Here is a 17,542-nt window from a genome sequence, read left to right on the forward strand (position 1 = left end):
TCGCCATCGGCAACTTAACAGTGAAAGCCTTTACCTCCTACGTCTTTGGCAGAGACTTCCACCCGCACTTGGTTGTCGAGAAATGTCGACAGTCACGCCGGAATCAACGGCAGGACAATCCGATTGACAGCCAATCAGCCGCGGATAAAGTGGGATTCGCGTGTCGACCGGCACCCCAAATATTGTCAATGGATCAGAACAATCTCGAGAAGGGCAACGACATGTCATCGCTCGACCTCCCGAAGGTGGCCGTCGCCGCCGTCAACGCGGCCCCTGTCTTTCTCGACCTGCAGGCCAGTCTCGACAAAGTGGACGACCTCGTCGCAAGCGCGGCTCGGGACGGCGCGCAGTTGGTCGTCTTCGGCGAGGCATTTCTGGCCGGATTCCCGGTCTGGAACGCTGTTCTGGCTCCGATCGATCAACATGGCTGGCACGAGCGTCTCGTTGCCGAGTCGATCGTCGTGCCCAGTCCTCAGACGGAGCGTCTCGGCCGCATTGCCCGTGCGTACGGGGTGACACTGTCCATCGGGGTCAACGAACGCAACCCGAACAGCCTGGGCCAACTCTGGAACTCGAACCTGGTGTTCGACCCGAGCGGGCGGCTGGTGAATCACCGTCGCAAGCTCGTGGCGACCTGGTACGAGCGTCTGACCTGGTCACACGGCGACGCTCACGACCTGCGGCCGGTCGAACTCGGCGGATGGCACCTCGGCGCGCTCATCTGTGGCGAAAACACAAACACGCTGGCGAGATTCACCCTGCTCGCCCAGGGCGAACGGCTGCATATCGCGACCTACCCACCGGCTTGGCCGTTCGACGGCCGGTCCCAGGACTTCGACTACGACCTCGCCGAGTTCATCCGGCTTCGCAGCGCCGCCCACGCGTTCGAGGGCAAGGTGTTCGTCGTTGTCGCGGCGACGACGCTGGACGAGACTGCCATCCGGGCGGTAGCCCGCGGCGACGCCCGCATCGAAAAGGCCTTGACGGCAGCCCCTCCCGCCGCGATGGTGATCGGCCCCGACGGTCAGGTTGTCGCCGGACCGATGACCCAGCAGGAAGGGATCCTGCACGCCGAGGTCGACCTGCAGAAGGAGGTCATCGCCAAGCAGGCCCACGACATCGTCGGCACCTACAACCGTGCGGACATCTTCAGCCTGTCGGTCGACATGAGCCGCCCAGCGATTCTGCGTACGAATCACGCTGCGAGCGAACCGAATCACGGTTCAATCGATCAGCGGTCTTGGGCCCGGGCCGACGCACCAGCATCGACCACCGACGACCACGTCATCGTCACGAACAATTCGGCCTAGGGGCCGTCTGGCTAGTTGGTTATCCAGTCGCTCGAGCCGTCGTTCTTCTTGTACGAGCCACCGCTGGAGTTCTTCACGATGACGGGATCGCCCGGACCGAAGTTGTCGAAGAACCACTTCGCGTTGCTGGGGCTGATATTGATGCAGCCGTGGCTGACGTCGCGCTTGCCCTGGTCATCCACCGACCACGGGGCGCTGTGCACGAAGTCGCCGACGTTGTCGAACCGGACGGCCAGCTCGACGGTCACCTTGTAGCCGTATGTCGAGTTGACCGGAACCCCGTAGGTCGACGAGTCCATCACCACCGAGGGCATCTTCTCTTGCACGTAGTAAGTGCCGTTGGGGGTTTGGTGGTTACCGGACGTCATACCCATCGACATCGGGATCGTCTTCTCCACGGTGCCGTTGCGCGTGACGGTGAGCTGGTGGGTGGCGTCGTCGGCCGTGGCGATCAGCGAGTCTCCGGTCCGGAAGCTTGACCTGGTGCCGCCCGCGTCGATGTTCACCGCAGTGTTGGCGGGCCAGAAACTCAGCGGGCGCCAGCGCAACTGGGTCGGGGTCATCCAGTAGAACTTGCCCGGGACCGGCGGGATCGACGACACGTGCACGGCGGCTTGGGCGGCGCCGGAGTCATCAACGCGCCCCGGGAAATTGATGATGATCGGCTGTCCCACACCCACCATCGAGCCGGTCTTCGGGACGAACGACGGCGTCCCGAACGGCGCCGTGCCAGTGAACGGGGTCGGGTCCTGCCCGTCAGCGGTACCCGCGGCGGCCGGCAGTGCCACCGGCGGCGCCCACGGCGGCGGAGGCGGTGCCAGCGGATCACCCGGCGGAGGCGGAGGTGGCGGCGGCAAACCCGGCAACGGAGGCAGCTCGAAGGGCGGCGGCGGAGCAGGAGGCGCGGCGACCACGCCCGGGTCGCCGGGAACGGGGTCCGGATCCGCCAACGCAGGGCCGGATCCCAGCACCAACACAGCGGCGATTCCGGCTGCGTTCAGAGCCGCGAAGAGGCTTGCCCTCGTCCAGCCCGACATATGCATCCCTCCAGACAGTTGCTGGACCCAGTGTGGCATAGCGGCGTGACCAGCTACCTAATCCGCGCTGGGCGCGGTACCGAGCAGGCGTGCAATCCAGCGCGCTGAGCTGCCAAGTTATGAATCGAGTGAGCTTGACGGGGCAACGTCCAGCATCCGCTTGTTGGCCGCAACGCCGACCAATGCGATCCCCATCAAACCCGCCGACGCGGTGAGCATCAGCGCCACGCTGTGCTCGTACAACAGACCACCCGACAGCGAGCCGGCCATGATGCCGACCTGGAACGCGGTCACGTACAGGCCGGACGCCCCGTCGGGGTCGTCGGCCCCATTGCGCATCGCGGCGGATTGCATCATCGGCGACACGGCGGTGGCCAAGGCCCCCCACAGCACGATCGCGGCGGTCCCGACCAGGGCGGTCGCCGCGGTGGTGCGGTCGCCGAACGCCAGCGCGGTCAGCACCACGAAGGCGCCGGTCAATCCCGCCATGCACACGATGACGGCGCCGCGCGGCCGGCGGTCCAGCGGCCGCGCCACCAGGGGCACCGACAGCAGGCCGGCCAGCCCGTAGGCGGCCAGCAACCAGGCCTGATTCGGCCCGCGCACCCCGACGACGTCGCGGATGATGACCGAGATGTAGGTGTAGGAAACGAAATGCCCGGTGACCGCGACCATCGCGAGCACACTCACCGTGATCAACCGGCCGTTGCGGTGGTGACGCGACCGCGGGCCGACGCAAGCCAACTGACCCTCGGTGAGCACCATTTCCGGCAACATGACCCGGGCGGCGATCGTGACGATGACCGCTGCGGCCAGGACGCACACCACCGCCAGCCGCCAGCCCCACATCAGGCTCAACGCCGCCGTGAGCGGGCTACCGATCACCAGCGCCAGGCTGGTGCCGACATAGATCGACGTGGTCGCGCGTCCCGCATGGCTGGGTGGCACCAGCCGGGTGGCCATCGGGGCGATCACCGCCCACAGCAGGCCGTGGGTGATCGCGCACAGCACCCGTCCCGCGGCCAGCACTTCGAAGCTAGGTGCGAGCGCCGAGATGACCTGCGAGGCGGTCAGGCAGGTCAGGCTGAGCATCAGCGCGCGCCGGCGCGGCCAATGCGCGGTCCAGCGCACCAGCGGAACCGTCGTCAGGGCCGCGACCAGGGCATACCAGGTCAGCAGGGTCCCCACGTAGACGACGCTGACGTGCAGGTCCCGGGAGATCGGGGACAGGGCGCCCACCGGCAGGATCTCGGCCGTGACATAGATGAAGGCCGCCGCGGCCAGCACCGTCAGTTGCGCGGCGATCCGGGGCGTCCAGGTTCGCGCGGTTGCGGCGGCTGTTCCGGTTTCGGCAGTCATGGGGTGGGATGCGGTATCGGCCGGGCTTCCCAGTTCCTGGGTCGTCGTGCCTAATGCGATCACACTGCATTACCGTACGGACCGCAACAGCGCCTTCGGCCCGGTTAGGGCCGCAACATCGGTCTCAACTACGTCACCGATCAGGAACGAACGAGACGCGCGATCGCGGCCGATGCCTCCGCAAGCTTCTCGTCGGCGTCGCTGCCACCCTCGGCGACGGCGCGGGTCACGCAGTGGTTGAGGTGCTCGTCGAGCAGGTTCAGCGCCACCGACCGCAGCGCACTGTTCACGGCGCTGACCTGCGTAAGGACGTCGATGCAGTACTTGTCTTCCTCGATCATCCGCGCGATGCCACGCACTTGACCCTCGATGCGCCGCAGCCGCTTGGCGTAATTGTCTTTCTGCTGCGAATAGCCGTGTGCAGTCGTCATCTCGATCCTTCAAGCCCCTCTCGATACGCGCCTGACCTCACACTATACCCCTGTGGGGTATCACCCGCGTATTGCAGCGTGCTGCGCCCGCGCATAATTGAACGATGCCCTCAACCACCGATGCGGCCCAGCTCGTCGACATCAAACCCCGCAGTCGTGACGTCACCGACGGCCTGGAAAAGGCCGCCGCACGGGGCATGCTGCGCGCGGTAGGCATGGGCGACGACGACTTCGCCAAGCCGCAGATCGGCGTCGCATCGTCATGGAACGAAATCACGCCGTGCAACCTTTCCCTGGACCGACTCGCGAAGGCGGTCAAGGACGGCGTGTTCTCGGCCGGCGGCTATCCGCTGGAGTTCGGCACGATCTCGGTTTCCGACGGCATCTCGATGGGCCATGAGGGCATGCACTTCTCGCTGGTGTCGCGCGAGGTGATCGCCGACAGCGTCGAAACCGTCATGATGGCCGAGCGCCTCGACGGCTCGGTGCTGTTGGCCGGCTGCGACAAATCGCTGCCCGGCATGCTGATGGCCGCCGCCCGGCTGGACCTGGCCTCGGTGTTCCTCTATGCGGGTTCGATCCTGCCGGGGCTGGCCAAGCTCTCCGACGGCAGCGAGCGCGAGGTCACGATCATCGATGCCTTCGAGGCGGTCGGCGCGTGCGCGCGCGGGCTGATGTCCCGCGCCGACGTGGACGCCATCGAGCGCGCGATCTGCCCCGGCGAAGGCGCCTGCGGCGGCATGTACACCGCCAACACGATGGCCAGCGCCGCCGAGGCGATGGGCATGTCACTGCCGGGCAGCGCCGCTCCGCCGGCCACCGACCGCCGCCGCGACGGGTTCGCGCGGCGCAGCGGTCAGGCCGTCGTCGAACTGCTGCGACGCGGCATCACCGCGCGCGACATCCTCACCAAGGAGGCGTTCGAAAACGCGATCGCCGTGGTGATGGCCTTCGGCGGATCGACCAACGCGGTGCTGCACCTGCTAGCCATCGCCTACGAGGCCGAAGTCGCGCTGTCGCTCGACGACTTCAGCCGGATCGGATCGAAGGTGCCGCATCTCGCCGACGTCAAGCCGTTCGGCCGTCACGTGATGTCGCACGTCGACCACGTCGGCGGCGTGCCGGTGGTGATGAAGGCACTGTTGGATGCGGGGCTCATGCACGGCGACTGTCTGACGGTGACCGGTAAGACGGTGGCCGAGAATCTGGCCGACATCGCTCCGCCGGACCCCGATGGCAAGGTGCTGCGCGCGCTGGACAAGCCGATCCACGCGACGGGCGGGATTACCATCCTGCGCGGGTCGCTCGCGCCCGACGGCGCGGTGGTCAAGTCGGCCGGTTTCGACTCCGATGTATTCGAGGGCACCGCAAGGGTTTTCGACGGAGAGCGCGCCGCGTTGGACGCCCTCGAGGACGGCACCATCACCAAGGGGGACGCCGTGGTGATCCGCTACGAAGGCCCCAAGGGCGGGCCCGGAATGCGCGAGATGCTCGCTATCACGGGCGCGATCAAGGGCGCGGAGCTGGGCAAGGACGTGCTGCTACTGACCGACGGCCGGTTCTCCGGCGGGACCACCGGCCTGTGCGTGGGGCACGTCGCGCCGGAGGCGGTCGACGCCGGACCCATCGCCTTCCTGCGTGATGGCGATCGGATCCGGCTCGACGTCAAGAGCGCAACGCTGGACGTGCTAACCGATCCAGCCGAATTCGATTCTCGGCGAGAAGGTTTCACACCTCCCCCGCAGCGCTACAAGACTGGCGTACTGGCCAAGTACGTCAAGCTGGTCAGCTCGGCGGCGATCGGCGCGGTTTGCGGCTAACCCTGCACTATGCGTGGCTAGTCGCGGCGCGCGTACGCATGCCGAAGTAGGTGGCGTTGAGACCCAAGAACGTCATCAATGCACCTGCGACAACATGCGACCAGATGATGCCGGCAGTCAGCGTGACGCCCGGCAGAATCCACGGCGAAACGATGACCCACACGCCGAGTACCGGCAAGATCCAGGTCATCCCGTGCGCGCGGTCCAGCGTTGTCGCGAACCCATATGCCAAGAACGCCACCGCGATCCCGACCACGAGATCACACGTGGAAAGCGATCCCGTCGCACCGAAACCGACGATCCACGGTGAAGCAGCCACATACAGGCCCGTCAACAGACTCAGTCCGAAGGTGAGATGCGCACTCATCGACTCGGCAACGCGCTCATAGCTCGCGCGCAGCGCCAACAGGTCGGGGTGGTGATCGATTGATGAATGGACTGTGCTCATTTTGTGACCTTTCTGTTATGCAGCAAGCCCGTTGTACAACAAGCACTGTGGGCTCACTGCCAACCATCCATCTTCTCAAGAGTACGCGCGATTAGGCCGCGCCAGCAACGAAAATTCATGCCGCGAAATAGCCACGGCTCAGCGCATTTCGCCGATTCCGAGCTACCTCACCAACGCGATCGCAAAACCGTCCCAATGCTTGGCTCCGACGGTCTGGATCACCGCTGTGTCCAGCCGCGGGTGCTCACCCATCGCCTGCAATGTCTGGCGCGTCGCACTCACCTTGGCGTCGGCGGACTCCGGCGACAGGATCCCGCCTTCACGAATGACGTTGTCCACCACAATGAGTGCGCCGGGGCGGGCCAGTTTGACCGCCCACTCCAGGTACGCGACATAGTTCTCTTTGTCCGCGTCGACGAACACCAAGTCGAAAGGACCACCGTCCACCGTCGGCAGGGTTTCCAGCGCCGCGCCGACCACCACCTGCACCCGGTCGGCGACACCGGCCCGCTGCACATTGGCGCGTGCGACCTCGGCATGTTTGGGCTCGTATTCCAGCGTCACCACTCGTCCGTCCGGGCCCGCTCCGCGCGCCAGCCAAATGGTGCTGAAGCCACCGAGGGTGCCGATCTCGAGAATGCGGCGCGCCGCAGTCGCAGTGGCCAGCAGGGACAGGAACTTGCCCTGCTGCCACGACACGGCGATCTGAGGTAGCCCGGCCGCGTTGCTGGCTTCCAGGGCCGCGGCCAACGCCGGATCGTCACCAATGACGGTGCTGTCCAAGAAGGCATCGACGTCTTGAGGGGTGGGTTTCTCGGTCATGTGATCGACGCTAGTCGCGACCGCCGGACCTTCGCCGTAGCACCTGGTCACCCGTCCGGTCCAGCACGGACACCGCTCCGATGCTTTACCAGATACCCGTATGGGGTATACATTGAGATGGTGGCGGCCCGCCCAGGGCAACCACGGGAAACAACCACCGGATTCCGGTGAATCCACCGGAATCCCGTAACGGACAAGGGTGATTCAGATGGCGCAGTACGACGAGGGGACCCTGCTGACCTGCGGTCACGACGGGTGCGGATGTCGCGTCCGCATCGAGGTCGAATGCCACTGCTCAGGCTCAGCCGAGGCCTACCGCTGCACCTGCGGTGACCAATTGGTGCCCGTCAAGTAAAAGCCGTCGGCCGGTCGTGCGTTCGAGCTTCACCTTCAAATTGCCAATCAGCGCGCGAACGCACGACCGGTCAGCTCGGCTTCGGCCGTCAGCCGCAACGCGACGGCCGAAGCGCCGACCGCCACGGCGTAGCGGCCCGACTTGATCTGCCAACTCTGCGCACTGCCGTCGTAGCGGGCGAGCAGGCGTGGGTCGGCCGTGATGCTCACTCGGCAGGTGGCGCCCGGGTCCAACTCGACCCGCTCGAATCCCAGTAACCGCACGCGTCGCTCGCCGGAGGCCTCGGTCAGATACAGCTGCGGGACGTCGGCCCCGCTGCGCTCGCCGGTGTTGACGACGCTGAAGCTCGCGGTCACGGTGTCACCGCCGGTGACCGCCAAGTCGCGGTACTCAAAGCTGGTGTAGGACAAGCCATGACCGAACGCGAACAACGGCGTGTGACCCCTGGCGGCGAACCAGCGGTAGCCGATCTCGGCACCTTCGAAGTAGTCGATGGTGGTCCGTGTCCCCCACCCGTCGCCCAGGTCGGTCAGCTCCGGACGCGGTGTCTGATCGAGGTCGACCGGGAAGGTGATCGGCAGCCTTCCCGACGGATTCACTTGGCCGGCAACGATCTCCGCGATCGCTTGACCACCGGCCTGGCCCGGATACCACGCCTGCACAATCGCGTCCACCGCGTCCCGCCACGGCATGACGACCGGGTTGCCGGTCTCGAGCACCACCACGGTGTTGGGGTTGGCGGCCGCGACGGCAGCGATGACCGCGTCCTGGCCCCACGGCAGCGACAAGTCGGCGCTGTCGAAGCCCTCGCCTTCGACGCGGATCCCGAACACGACCGCGACGTCTGCTCGCCGCGCGGCCAACGCCGCCTCCGCCGGGCTGATCCCAGGATCAAACTCGATCTGCGCGTTGGGAAATTGCTTCCTCAGCTCGTCTAACGGGCTCGACGGCAGGAGGTACAGATTCCGGGTGCCGCCCGTCAGGCCGGGCCCGCCGATCGGAAGGACGTGCGCGTAACCGCCCGGGGGGACGACGGCACTCGACCCGCAGCCCGTCGGCACACCGAGCTGCGCGTGGCCGCCGATGACGGCGATACGGGCACCGGGAGCCAGCGGCAGCACCCCGCGGTTCTGCAGCAGCACGGTTCCCTGCCGCGCGATCCGCAGCGCAATCTCGTGGTGTTCGGCCATATCCGGCTTGGAAAGAGGCCTGGCTGCGGCCCCGCCCTGGTCGATCCCGACCGCGAACATCGACCGTAAGATCCGCCGAACCATGTCGGAGAGGCGGTCTTTGGGCAACCTGCCGTCGGCGTAGGCGGATCGCAGCGGTTCCGTGAACGCCTCGGATTGCCAGAACACGGTGTCGATCTGGGCTCCACATTCTTGGTCCAAACCGTGCAGCGCGCACTCCCAGCTGGGTGTGGCACCCCAATCGGACATGACCCAGCCGCGGTATCCCCAAGCGCCTTTCAGCACGTCGTTGATCAACACGCGATTCGCCGAGGCGTAGTCGCCGTTGACCTTGTTGTAGGCCGTCATCACCGCGCCGGGCTGGGACCGCTCGATGGCGATCTCGAAGGCCAGCAAGTCGGATTCGCGATGTGCGACGGGATCGATGATCGCGTTCAGCCAGTGCCGATTGGTCTCATTGCAGTTCAGCGAATAATGCTTGACCGTCGAGATGACACCCTGCTGCTGTATCCCGTTGACCGACTCCGCGGCGATCGTGGCGGTCAAAAGCGGGTCTTCCGAGACGTATTCGAAATTGCGGCCATTGCGCGGGTCGCGCGCCAGGTTCATCGCGCCCGCCAGTTGCACGTTGAATCCGCGGCTGCGTGCCTCGCGACCGATCACCTGGCCCGCGGCGCGCGCGAGAGCCGGGTCGAAGCCGGCAGCCAGCGCCAATCCGGCCGGCAGCGCGGTGGCGGTATCGCCCGGCCGGTAGCCGGGATTGGTGACCCCGAGGCCGGCGTCGCTCATCCGCAGCGCCGGGACACCGAGCCGGGGGATTCCGGGCACATACCCGGCACTCATCGGAACGCCCGGCGGGATGCGGTCATCGGGCAGCGGCCACAGTTCCGAAACCCCCATCACCGCGACCAGCAGCGTGAATCGCTCGTCGTCGGTCATCCGGCTTTCGATGTCACGCGCCCGGCCGTCGGGGTCGTCTAGTTCGCCCACCGCACACCCTCTTTGGCGTAGACCACCCGCAGCACGTGCCCCAGTTCCGGACCCATCACCAGTTCGGCCAACGTGGTGATCGTCTCGACGAACTCCGGACCGTGCGGCGGCTGTGCCTCGCACAGGTGATGCGCCACTTCGTGCAGCACCACCAGCTCGCGCAGCGCCCAGTCGGCGGTGTCACGGTCGGGAACCGCGATAATGCCTGTGCCATCGCGGTTTTCGTAGTGCGCCGCGGTCGCGGCCCGTCGTGACCGCACGCGCAGCGGTGACACCCCGGGCCAGCGTTCCCGCACTGCCGGTAGCGCAAGCACATCGTCAACATAGCGCTGCGCCGCCGCGACGGAGCCGAATCGCCCCTCCGGGGGCAGCGTCAACTGCGTGCCGAAGAATTCCACGGCCGAAGATCCATGCTCAGCGGCACGGTCGAACAACGTGCGGACAAACTCCTCGGCGGCGTACACCTTGGAGCGTTGGGAATCCCGCTTCGTCGAATCCCCTGCGGTCACGTTCCGAGCGCGCTCCGCGCCCCGGGCAACTCGGGGCTGTCGCCGAGCCGCGCCCGCCGTCCGGCCCGATCACCCGCCCGCCGCGCCGACGACGAATACCCCGCCGTGGCTCGGCTGGCCTGCCAGGTGCCACGCGCTTTGGACGCCCTGCGGTAGTGGTCGTGCAGCTCGACTTCTTTGTCCCGCAATGCAATAGCGGTACCGGGCCGACTGCTACGGTCCTTGGTGGCCTCGCGGCGAGCGTCCTCGCGGGCCTCGCCCAGGCGCCGACCGACGCGGGTCCCGAAAGCCAGCTGGAAGTTGAGCCGGGCAGTGATCGTCGGCGTGGGCCGGTGCGCACCCGAGGCGAGGTAGGCATCCGATGCCCGCACCATCTGGATGACCAGGCTGGCGTACAGGGCGTGGCTGGCGTCGATGTCCTCGCCGAACCCGTAGGCATAGACGAACGTCGAATTCGAGGCGATATCGCAGCGCACGTCGTTGGCCGACGCGATCAGGACAAAGAGCTGCACGTATGTCCGCAGCCCCTTGGTGCCGGCCGTCCCGATCGTGATGGTCCGCTGAGTCGGCGCTTGGGCCGCCGAACGGTTGGACGCATGGGAGCGGGCGACCGCCAAGTCGATGGATGTCGCCGTCGCCAACCGTTGCGCGGCGCTCATGAAGGCATCGGCCTCGTGCGCATTGTCGGTGCCTTCGGCCTGACGCAGCAGCGCGGCGATGCGCGCCAACATTTTGTCGTCAGTCATAGCGCCAAAATACGCGAGCGATCCGACAGTTCGCCTACAGCCGGTCCGTGATCCACGAGACGACGTCGCCCAGCACCTGGTCGCGCTCGGGTTCGTTGAAGACCTCGTGGTAGAGCCCTGGGTAGACCTTCAGCGTGACGTCGGTGGACCCCACACATTCGACTAGGCGGCGACTGCCGGCGACGGGCACCAGCCGGTCGTGCTCACCGTGCACCACCAGCAGCGGCGCGGTCAGTGCCGGTGCCCGCTGCGCCATGGTCTCGCCGACCTGCAGCATGGCCCGGCCGACACCGAACGGGACCTTGCCGTGGTAGACGAGCGGGTCAGCCTTATAGGCCGCCACCACCGCTGGGTCGCGGGATATGGCGTCGACGTCGAGGTCCTGCACCGGCACGCCGGGCAGCACGGCACCGAGGATTTTGGCGGCGAACGCCAGCACCGGCGCCACCTGATCCTGGGCGGCGACCAGTGGCCCGGACAGCACCATCAGGTCGTAATTGTCCGGGCGTTCGACGCCGTAGGCGAAGACGATCCCGCCGCCCATGCTGTGCCCGAGCACGATGCACTTGAGGCCGGGGTGTTCCCGGGTGGCGATACCGACCAGGGTGTCGAAGTCGGCGGTGTACTCGGACACGTCGTGGACCAGCATGCGCTTGCCCCCGGAGCGGCCGTGACCGCGATGGTCCAGCGCGTAGGTGACCAGTCCGGCGGCGGCGAAGCGCTGGGCGACATGGTCATAGCGGCGGGCATACTCTCCGAGACCGTGCGACAGCACCACCACCGCTCGCGGCGGCGTGTCCGGCGTCCAGACGTCGTACACGATGCGCACGCCGCCCAGGCCGTCGAAATTCCGTTCAGTGCGGGTCATGGCTAGTCCTAGTCATTAAGGGCAGCGTAATGGCTCCTGGGGCGCTATCGTCCGCGGCTCTGCGTAGGCTCATCCGGGTGAGCTTGCTCGCGCACAACTCCGACGACGCAGAAATCCCCGCCGCGGGCGGGGGCCACGGCGATTTCTCGGCCCATGCCGAGCCGTACCGGCGCGAATTGCTTGCGCACTGCTATCGGATGACCGGGTCGCTGCACGACGCGGAAGATCTGGTGCAGGAGACGCTGCTGCGGGCCTGGAAGGCCTACGACCGCTTCGAAGGCAAGTCGTCGCTGCGGACCTGGCTGCACCGCATCGCCACCAACACCTGCCTGAGCGCGCTGGAGGGGCGGCAACGGCGGCCGCTGCCCACCGGGCTCGGCGGACCCAGCTCGGATCCGACCGCCGAGCTGGTGGAACGCCGCGAGGTGCCCTGGCTGGAGCCACTGCCCGACCTGACCGAAGACCCGGCCGACCCGTCGGTCATCGTGGGCTCCCGTGAGTCGGTGCGGTTGGCATTTGTCGCTGCGCTGCAGCATCTCTCACCCCGGCAGCGCGCGGTGTTACTCCTGCGCGACGTGTTGCAGTGGCGCTCCGCCGAAGTGGCCGAGGCGATCGGCACCACCACGACCGCGGTCAACAGCCTGCTGCAGCGGGCCCGGTCCCAGCTGGACACCGTCCGGCCCAGCTCCAGCGACCGCCTGGCAGCGCCGGATTCGACCGAAGCGCAGGACCTGCTGGCCCGTTACATCGCGGCGTTCGAGTCCTATGACATCGACCGGCTGGTGGAACTGTTCACCGCCGAAGCGGTCTGGGAGATGCCGCCGTATACCGGTTGGTACCAAGGCCCGCAGGCCATCATCGCGCTGATTCACCAGCAGTGTCCCGCCGAATCTGCGGGCGATATGCGCATGCTCCCGCTGATCGCCAACGGACAGCCCGCCGCCGCGATGTACATGCGCGCCGGCGAGCAGCATGTGGCGTTTCAGCTGCATGTGCTGGATGTGCGCGCCGACGGGGTGTCGCATGTGGTTGCATTCCTGGACGACGCGTTGTTCACGAAATTTGGGCTGCCCCGTTCGCTGTGACGGGGCAGACGCCGATCCCGAGAAGGGTGTAGCCCGTGACGGAGTCCCCCCACATCACGCCGGTGCCCGGCAAGCCATCCCTGCTGTTGGGCGGCTTCGACATTGGCGACCTGGGCTATGTCGCCGAGGAGTTCTTCGTCTCCGGAACGGCGACCTCGTACACCACCACCTCGGACTTGAGTCCCGACGGCCGGTGGCAGGTAACGCCTTCGGATACCGCTGAGTACACCACCCGGATCGTGGCGCTGACGCCGGCGGATCCAGCGCGGTTCAACGGGACGGTACTGGTCGAGTGGCTCAACGTCAGCGGCGGCATCGACGCTCCCGCCGTGTGGATGATGGCGCATCGCGAAATACTGCGCGCGGGCTACGCCTATGTCGCGGTCTCGGCCCAGAAGGTAGGGGTGGACGGCGGCGCGAGCATGCTCGGTATGGACATGTCCCTGAAGAGCCAGGATCCGACCCGGTATGCCTCGCTGCGCCACCCGGGCGACGCGTTTAGCTACGACATCTTTTCCCAGACCGGTGGGCTGGTCAGGACTGCGGGCGACGCAGGCATTTTGCGAGGGCTTCGCGCCGAACACACTGTCGCCCTGGGCGAGTCGCAGTCGGCGATGTTCCTCACCACCTACATCAACGCCGTCGATCCGCTCGCCCAGATCTACGACGGCTTTCTGGTGCACTCCCGATTCGCTACTGCCGCAGCGCTGGACGGCGGTTCCATCTTCGACGAATTGCAGTCCAGCACACCACAAGCGGTCGCCTTCCGTCCCGACCTGCGCGTCCCGCTCGTCACGATCATCACCGAAACCGACCTCTTCGGCGCCGTGCGACATGGCTATTACTTCGCCAGGCAGCCCGACAACCAACGGCTGCGGGTCTGGGAGATTCCCGGGACCGCGCATGCCGACAACTACACGATCCAGGTGGCGCCGATCGACAACGGCTCCGCGCCGCTCAAGGACATCGTGGCCGCCTACGCACCGACCAACATGCTGATGGGTCAGCAACTCGGGCACTACATCAACTTCGCGCCGCAACACCACTACGTCGTGCAAGCGGCGGTTGCCGCCCTGAACTCCTGGGTCGCGAAGGGCGAAGCGGCGCCGGCCGCATCACCCATCGAAATGCGCGAAACCGAGTTGCCACAACCGGTTCTGGACTCGCAGGGTCTGGCACAGGGCGGCGTCAGGACACCGTGGGTGGACGTGCCGATCGCACGGACGTCGGGTGACGGCGCCTGGGAAAATCACGCCGAGAGCGTGATGTCGGCGATCTTCGGTTCCGGCGAACCGTTTGACGAGGCAACTTTAGGCCGGCTCTACCCCGGCGGCGTTGCGGAGTATCTGGACAGTTTCACGGTGGCGCTGGACACCGCCATCGGATCCGGCTTCATCCTGCCCGCAGACCGCGCCGAAATCCTCGAGCTGGCCGGCGCGACCTACCCCGGCGGGGATTCGTAAAGTCGGCGTTCACTTTTCGGCGGACAGCACGTCGCGTACCGCAGCGTCGACGGTGCCCAGCAGCTCCGGATCTATGCCGGAGCGGCCGCGGACCAATATCGAGGCGCTGTTGGCCGTCGGCAGTCCCTCGGCCGGGCACAACCCGTCGGGTAGCTTGCCGATCTTCGGCAGCAGAGCCAATCCGAGCCCGGAGCGCACCGCCGCGTAAAGCCCGGCCAGATCGCCGCATTCGGCGACGATCTCGTAATCGATGCCTTGTTTTTCCAGCAGCGCGAAGGCCGGCTCGCGCAAGGTGCACGGTTCGGCATAGATCACCAGTGGCAGCGGATCTCCCCTACGTACGGTGAATGTCCGCGCTGAGACCCACTGCAGCTGTACGACTCCCGACGCGTTAGCGCGATCGAGCCCCGATCCGTCGAGCATGATCGCCAGGTCGACCAGTCCCCGGTCGATCGCGTCCGCCAAGGAGACGTTGCGATCAAGCCGGAAGCGCGGCCGTCGGTCGGGAAGCCGCTCCCGCAGCACGCTGGTCAGGGCCGGCAACATCACGTCCGCGCCGTGTTCGGTGACGCCGACCGTCAGCACCTTGTGTTCGGTCGCGCCGAGGTCGTCGAGGGCGGCGTCGTGCGCCGCCAATATCGTGCGCGCATGCCGCAGCACCTTCTGACCCGTTTCGGTGAGCAAGACGCCCCGCCCGGAGCGCTGAACCACCGGCTCGCCGACCACACTCTCGACTTTGCGCAGATGCTGGCTGACCGCGGACTGACTGAGGTGTAGCGCGGCGGCGGCACGGTGAAACCCACCACAATCCGCGACCGCGACGAGGCTGCGCAGCGGGGCGATATCGAGCACCTGGGCCATCTCACCACCCTAGTTCGATCAGCAATTATGATCAATCAGTCGGGCGAAAAGCTGGGATTCCCGTCCACCTGTGGATTATCGATCAGTAATCGTGATCGGTAGTGATCGCCAAAAATCGTTGGACGGAATGGGTCGGCCTTCGCGAGTATGGGGGTCATGGACTTGCCCCGCATGCCCTTGAGTACCGCTTCGTCGGTGACGTTGTTCTACGCGCTCGGCTATCCCATCGGAGCGCTCGCGGTGGCCGCGATGACCCCCATGGCCGTTTTGGTGCTGCGATTCGGTTTAGCCGCAATCATTCTGGCGTCCTGGGCCCTGCTGGCCAGGTCGGTGTGGCCCCGGGGAGCGCAGTTCGGTCACGTCGTGGTCGCGGGTCTGTTGATCCAGGCCGTCCAGTTCTGCTGCCTCTACGAGGCGCTTCTGCTCGGAGCGTCCGCGGTGCTCTGTGCGGTGGTGATCGCGATGAATCCGGTCACCACGGCGATCCTGGGCGCGATGTTCCTGCGTGAGCGCCTCGGCTCCCTGCGGGTTGCCGCCCTGGCCCTCGGCGTCGTCGCGGTGCTCGCCGCCTGCGCCAGACGGCTGATGGGCACGCACGGCATCGACCCGGTCATGGCGCTGCTTGTGGTTGGGCTGCTTGGGCTTTCGGCCGGCGGAGTGTATCAACAGCGGTACTGCGCGGGCGTCGACTTCCGCACGATGAGCGCCGTGCAAAATGCCGTCGCGCTCATTCCCGCGGCGGCGCTCGCGATGCTCACGCCCTTCGCCGTGCACGACACGGTCAAAGCCTCCGTCGCGGTCACCGCCATGGTGCTGCTCAACGCCACGCTGGCGGTCAGCCTTTACCTGCGCGCCATCAGTCTTCACGGCGCGGCGGCGGTTGCGATGCTGTTCGCCATCATTCCCGCGGCTGCCGGGGTGCTGTCGTGGCTGATGCTCGGGCAGCGCCCGGACGTCGGTCTCGCGATCGGCCTGCTGGTCGGCGGCCTCGCCTGCTGGCTGAGCAGCAGGGCGGCGACCCGGCACCGCGCGGCGAAGCAACGCCCGCGGCCGGTGTCCGCACCGGCGGCAGGGAACCCGAGCATGGTGGGTTGTTCGGCGTCAGAATAGGCGGCTGTCCGGCGACGGCCCGTCGACCGAACGGACCAGACCGGTCCCGGTAACCATCGGCAGGTCGAGCGCGGACAGCAGTCCGGGCGGGGCCGCGCACACCGCGGGGATGGCGTTGACCATGCGCGACGAGCCCGCGATGCGCGCACCCAGATCGTGGTCGTGGTCCTCGGCCATCTCGAATTCGCACCGCATGCTCGGGGAGCCCTCGATCTCGACGCGATAGGCACCGCGCCCAGTTGCCAATCCGTAGCCGAGGTCCTTGGGCGCAAGGCTGATATGCGGTTGCGGCCAGTCCGGGGCGATGTCGTCGCGCATGCGCGTCACGTGGTCGACGACGAAAGTTGGCTTGTCCCCGACGTAACCGGTCAACGTCGAGCGCATCGCCGCGATGGTCCCGGCCGCGATGTGCCCGGTGGGCGTGTCGAAAGACTCGGTGGCGGGGATCCGTTCGTTGCTCTCCTCGATGTTGTCGATCTTGACGCCCAGTCCCGCGGCGAGCTGGTGTAGCACCGGGCCCCAGCCGAAGGTGAACACCCCCGGCGTCGCCGCGAACGCGGTGAACTCCGGCGACTTGCCGAATCCGAGGATCTCGTACACCGCGGCCTGATCCGGATAGGTGGCGTAGTTGAACATCTCGGTCACCCGAACCGACTCGACGACCCGGGATACCCCGGTAAGTACCAATGGCAGAACATCATTGGCAAATCCGGAGTCGATCCCAGTGGTGAAGAACGACACCCCGCCGTCCAGCGCGGCTTGGCGCAACGGATCGGTGAACGCCCCGTCGACCGCGTCGGGAAAGACCAGCGGCACCACCGAACACGACACTACGTTCTTACCAGCCCGCAGGATCGACACCATGTCCCCGACGGCCTCCAACGGCCGGAGGTTGGCGCCGGCGGCATACACCACCACATCGGCGTCGCCGGCGAGCATCGGCGCCGCGTCCTGGACGGCCACCACGCCGACCGGCGCGATCCCACACAACTCTCCGGCGTCGCGGCCCGCTTTGGCGTCGCTGTGAACGACGAGATCGGTCAGTTGCAGTTCGGGGTGGTCGATCACGCCTCGCAGGGCGATGATGCCCATCGAACCCGGCCCCCAGACTCCCACCTTCAGCACGATTCTTCTCCTA

General features: G+C 66.7%; 16 protein-coding genes and 1 pseudogene. 6 read left to right on the top strand and 11 right to left on the bottom strand.

Annotated elements, in window-relative coordinates; translation table 11 throughout:
- Nucleotides 1–188: 188 nt before the first annotated feature.
- On the top strand, nt 189–1,310 hold the full coding sequence (locus ACTXG5_RS04360) for a carbon-nitrogen hydrolase family protein (RefSeq protein ID WP_445162522.1): 1,122 nt from the start codon (nt 189–191) through the stop codon (nt 1,308–1,310).
- 11 nt (nt 1,311–1,321) lie between these two features.
- Here ACTXG5_RS04360 and ACTXG5_RS04365 read toward each other — a convergent pair whose 3' ends face one another.
- The 3 genes from ACTXG5_RS04365 to ACTXG5_RS04375 all read right to left on the bottom strand — a co-directional run bounded on the left by ACTXG5_RS04365 (nt 1,322) and on the right by ACTXG5_RS04375 (nt 4,137).
- A complete protein-coding gene (locus ACTXG5_RS04365; protein WP_445162523.1) occupies nt 1,322–2,347 on the bottom strand; it encodes a L,D-transpeptidase in 1,026 nt (341 codons plus the stop codon).
- 117 nt (nt 2,348–2,464) lie between these two features.
- The gene (locus tag ACTXG5_RS04370; RefSeq protein WP_445164260.1) at nt 2,465–3,706 is read right to left on the bottom strand and encodes an MFS transporter; all 1,242 of its coding nucleotides are present in this window, start codon (nt 3,704–3,706) and stop codon (nt 2,465–2,467) included.
- Between the two features lie 140 nt (nt 3,707–3,846).
- The gene (locus ACTXG5_RS04375; protein WP_313865114.1) at nt 3,847–4,137 is read right to left on the bottom strand and encodes a metal-sensitive transcriptional regulator; all 291 of its coding nucleotides are present in this window, start codon (nt 4,135–4,137) and stop codon (nt 3,847–3,849) included.
- A 104-nt stretch (nt 4,138–4,241) separates the two neighbouring features.
- Here ACTXG5_RS04375 and ilvD point away from each other — a divergent pair, with 104 nt between their 5' ends.
- Nucleotides 4,242–5,957, top strand: coding sequence for a dihydroxy-acid dehydratase (gene ilvD / locus ACTXG5_RS04380; RefSeq protein WP_445162524.1), 1,716 nt, complete (start codon nt 4,242–4,244; stop codon nt 5,955–5,957).
- 7 nt (nt 5,958–5,964) lie between these two features.
- Here ilvD and ACTXG5_RS04385 read toward each other — a convergent pair whose 3' ends face one another.
- Both ACTXG5_RS04385 and ACTXG5_RS04390 read right to left on the bottom strand, forming a co-directional pair.
- Nucleotides 5,965–6,405 carry an SPW repeat protein gene (locus ACTXG5_RS04385; RefSeq protein WP_445162525.1) on the bottom strand — a complete coding sequence of 147 codons (441 nt, stop codon included), beginning with the start codon at nt 6,403–6,405 and terminating at the stop codon, nt 5,965–5,967.
- Nucleotides 6,406–6,567: 162 nt separating this feature from the next.
- Complete coding sequence (locus ACTXG5_RS04390) at nt 6,568–7,227, bottom strand: O-methyltransferase (protein ID WP_445162526.1); 660 nt, start codon at nt 7,225–7,227, stop codon at nt 6,568–6,570.
- A 208-nt stretch (nt 7,228–7,435) separates the two neighbouring features.
- Here ACTXG5_RS04390 and ACTXG5_RS04395 point away from each other — a divergent pair, with 208 nt between their 5' ends.
- Nucleotides 7,436–7,582 (top strand): metallothionein, encoded by a 147-nt coding sequence (locus ACTXG5_RS04395; RefSeq protein ID WP_445162527.1) that lies wholly within the window; start codon nt 7,436–7,438, stop codon nt 7,580–7,582.
- Between the two features lie 47 nt (nt 7,583–7,629).
- On the opposite strand, the gene ACTXG5_RS04400 is transcribed toward ACTXG5_RS04395, so the two are convergent.
- The 4 genes from ACTXG5_RS04400 to ACTXG5_RS04415 are packed head-to-tail and all read right to left on the bottom strand — an operon-like array spanning nt 7,630 to nt 11,846.
- Nucleotides 7,630–9,711, bottom strand: a complete 2,082-nt coding sequence (locus ACTXG5_RS04400; RefSeq protein ID WP_445164261.1) for a beta-glucosidase — start codon at nt 9,709–9,711, stop codon at nt 7,630–7,632.
- Nucleotides 9,712–9,749: 38 nt separating this feature from the next.
- Nucleotides 9,750–10,271: a TIGR04338 family metallohydrolase gene (locus ACTXG5_RS04405; protein ID WP_445162528.1), complete on the bottom strand. Its 522-nt coding sequence runs from the start codon at nt 10,269–10,271 to the stop codon at nt 9,750–9,752.
- A complete protein-coding gene (locus ACTXG5_RS04410; protein ID WP_445162529.1) occupies nt 10,268–11,017 on the bottom strand; it encodes a DUF2786 domain-containing protein in 750 nt (249 codons plus the stop codon). The genes ACTXG5_RS04405 and ACTXG5_RS04410 overlap by 4 nt, the downstream gene beginning before the upstream one ends.
- A gap of 34 nt (nt 11,018–11,051) precedes the next feature.
- Complete coding sequence (locus tag ACTXG5_RS04415; protein ID WP_445164262.1) at nt 11,052–11,846, bottom strand: lysophospholipase; 795 nt, start codon at nt 11,844–11,846, stop codon at nt 11,052–11,054.
- Between ACTXG5_RS04415 and ACTXG5_RS04420 the strand changes: the two are divergent.
- Nucleotides 11,839–12,970, top strand: a pseudogene (locus tag ACTXG5_RS04420) (sigma-70 family RNA polymerase sigma factor). The gene ACTXG5_RS04415 and the pseudogene ACTXG5_RS04420 overlap by 8 nt on opposite strands.
- A gap of 35 nt (nt 12,971–13,005) precedes the next feature.
- Nucleotides 13,006–14,433: an alpha/beta hydrolase domain-containing protein gene (locus tag ACTXG5_RS04425; RefSeq protein WP_445162530.1), complete on the top strand. Its 1,428-nt coding sequence runs from the start codon at nt 13,006–13,008 to the stop codon at nt 14,431–14,433.
- Between the two features lie 9 nt (nt 14,434–14,442).
- Here ACTXG5_RS04425 and ACTXG5_RS04430 read toward each other — a convergent pair whose 3' ends face one another.
- Nucleotides 14,443–15,294, bottom strand: a complete 852-nt coding sequence (locus ACTXG5_RS04430; protein ID WP_445162531.1) for a LysR family transcriptional regulator — start codon at nt 15,292–15,294, stop codon at nt 14,443–14,445.
- A gap of 171 nt (nt 15,295–15,465) precedes the next feature.
- On the opposite strand from ACTXG5_RS04430, the gene ACTXG5_RS04435 reads away from it, so the two are divergent.
- Nucleotides 15,466–16,404 carry a DMT family transporter gene (locus tag ACTXG5_RS04435; RefSeq protein ID WP_445164263.1) on the top strand — a complete coding sequence of 313 codons (939 nt, stop codon included), beginning with the start codon at nt 15,466–15,468 and terminating at the stop codon, nt 16,402–16,404.
- Here ACTXG5_RS04435 and ACTXG5_RS04440 read toward each other — a convergent pair.
- Nucleotides 16,396–17,529 carry an NAD(P)H-dependent amine dehydrogenase family protein gene (locus ACTXG5_RS04440; RefSeq protein WP_445162532.1) on the bottom strand — a complete coding sequence of 378 codons (1,134 nt, stop codon included), beginning with the start codon at nt 17,527–17,529 and terminating at the stop codon, nt 16,396–16,398. The two genes, ACTXG5_RS04435 and ACTXG5_RS04440, sit on opposite strands and share 9 nt — an antisense overlap.
- Nucleotides 17,530–17,542: the final 13 nt, after the last annotated feature.

It is taken from the genome of Mycobacterium sp. Dal123C01 (assembly GCF_052566995.1).

What these genes read in the sequence shown, in the direction of transcription:
- ACTXG5_RS04360 (WP_445162522.1), top strand. Translation starts at nt 189, where the DNA reads ATGGATCAGAACAATCTCGAGAAGGGCAACGACATGTCATCGCTCGAC.
- ACTXG5_RS04365 (WP_445162523.1), bottom strand. Translation starts at nt 2,347, where the DNA reads ATGTCGGGCTGGACGAGGGCAAGCCTCTTCGCGGCTCTGAACGCAGCC.
- ACTXG5_RS04370 (WP_445164260.1), bottom strand. Translation starts at nt 3,706, where the DNA reads ATGACTGCCGAAACCGGAACAGCCGCCGCAACCGCGCGAACCTGGACG.
- ACTXG5_RS04375 (WP_313865114.1), bottom strand. Translation starts at nt 4,137, where the DNA reads ATGACGACTGCACACGGCTATTCGCAGCAGAAAGACAATTACGCCAAG.
- ilvD (WP_445162524.1), top strand. Translation starts at nt 4,242, where the DNA reads ATGCCCTCAACCACCGATGCGGCCCAGCTCGTCGACATCAAACCCCGC.
- ACTXG5_RS04385 (WP_445162525.1), bottom strand. Translation starts at nt 6,405, where the DNA reads ATGAGCACAGTCCATTCATCAATCGATCACCACCCCGACCTGTTGGCG.
- ACTXG5_RS04390 (WP_445162526.1), bottom strand. Translation starts at nt 7,227, where the DNA reads ATGACCGAGAAACCCACCCCTCAAGACGTCGATGCCTTCTTGGACAGC.
- ACTXG5_RS04395 (WP_445162527.1), top strand. Translation starts at nt 7,436, where the DNA reads ATGGCGCAGTACGACGAGGGGACCCTGCTGACCTGCGGTCACGACGGG.
- ACTXG5_RS04400 (WP_445164261.1), bottom strand. Translation starts at nt 9,711, where the DNA reads ATGACCGACGACGAGCGATTCACGCTGCTGGTCGCGGTGATGGGGGTT.
- ACTXG5_RS04410 (WP_445162529.1), bottom strand. Translation starts at nt 11,017, where the DNA reads ATGACTGACGACAAAATGTTGGCGCGCATCGCCGCGCTGCTGCGTCAG.
- ACTXG5_RS04430 (WP_445162531.1), bottom strand. Translation starts at nt 15,294, where the DNA reads ATGGCCCAGGTGCTCGATATCGCCCCGCTGCGCAGCCTCGTCGCGGTC.
- ACTXG5_RS04435 (WP_445164263.1), top strand. Translation starts at nt 15,466, where the DNA reads ATGCCCTTGAGTACCGCTTCGTCGGTGACGTTGTTCTACGCGCTCGGC.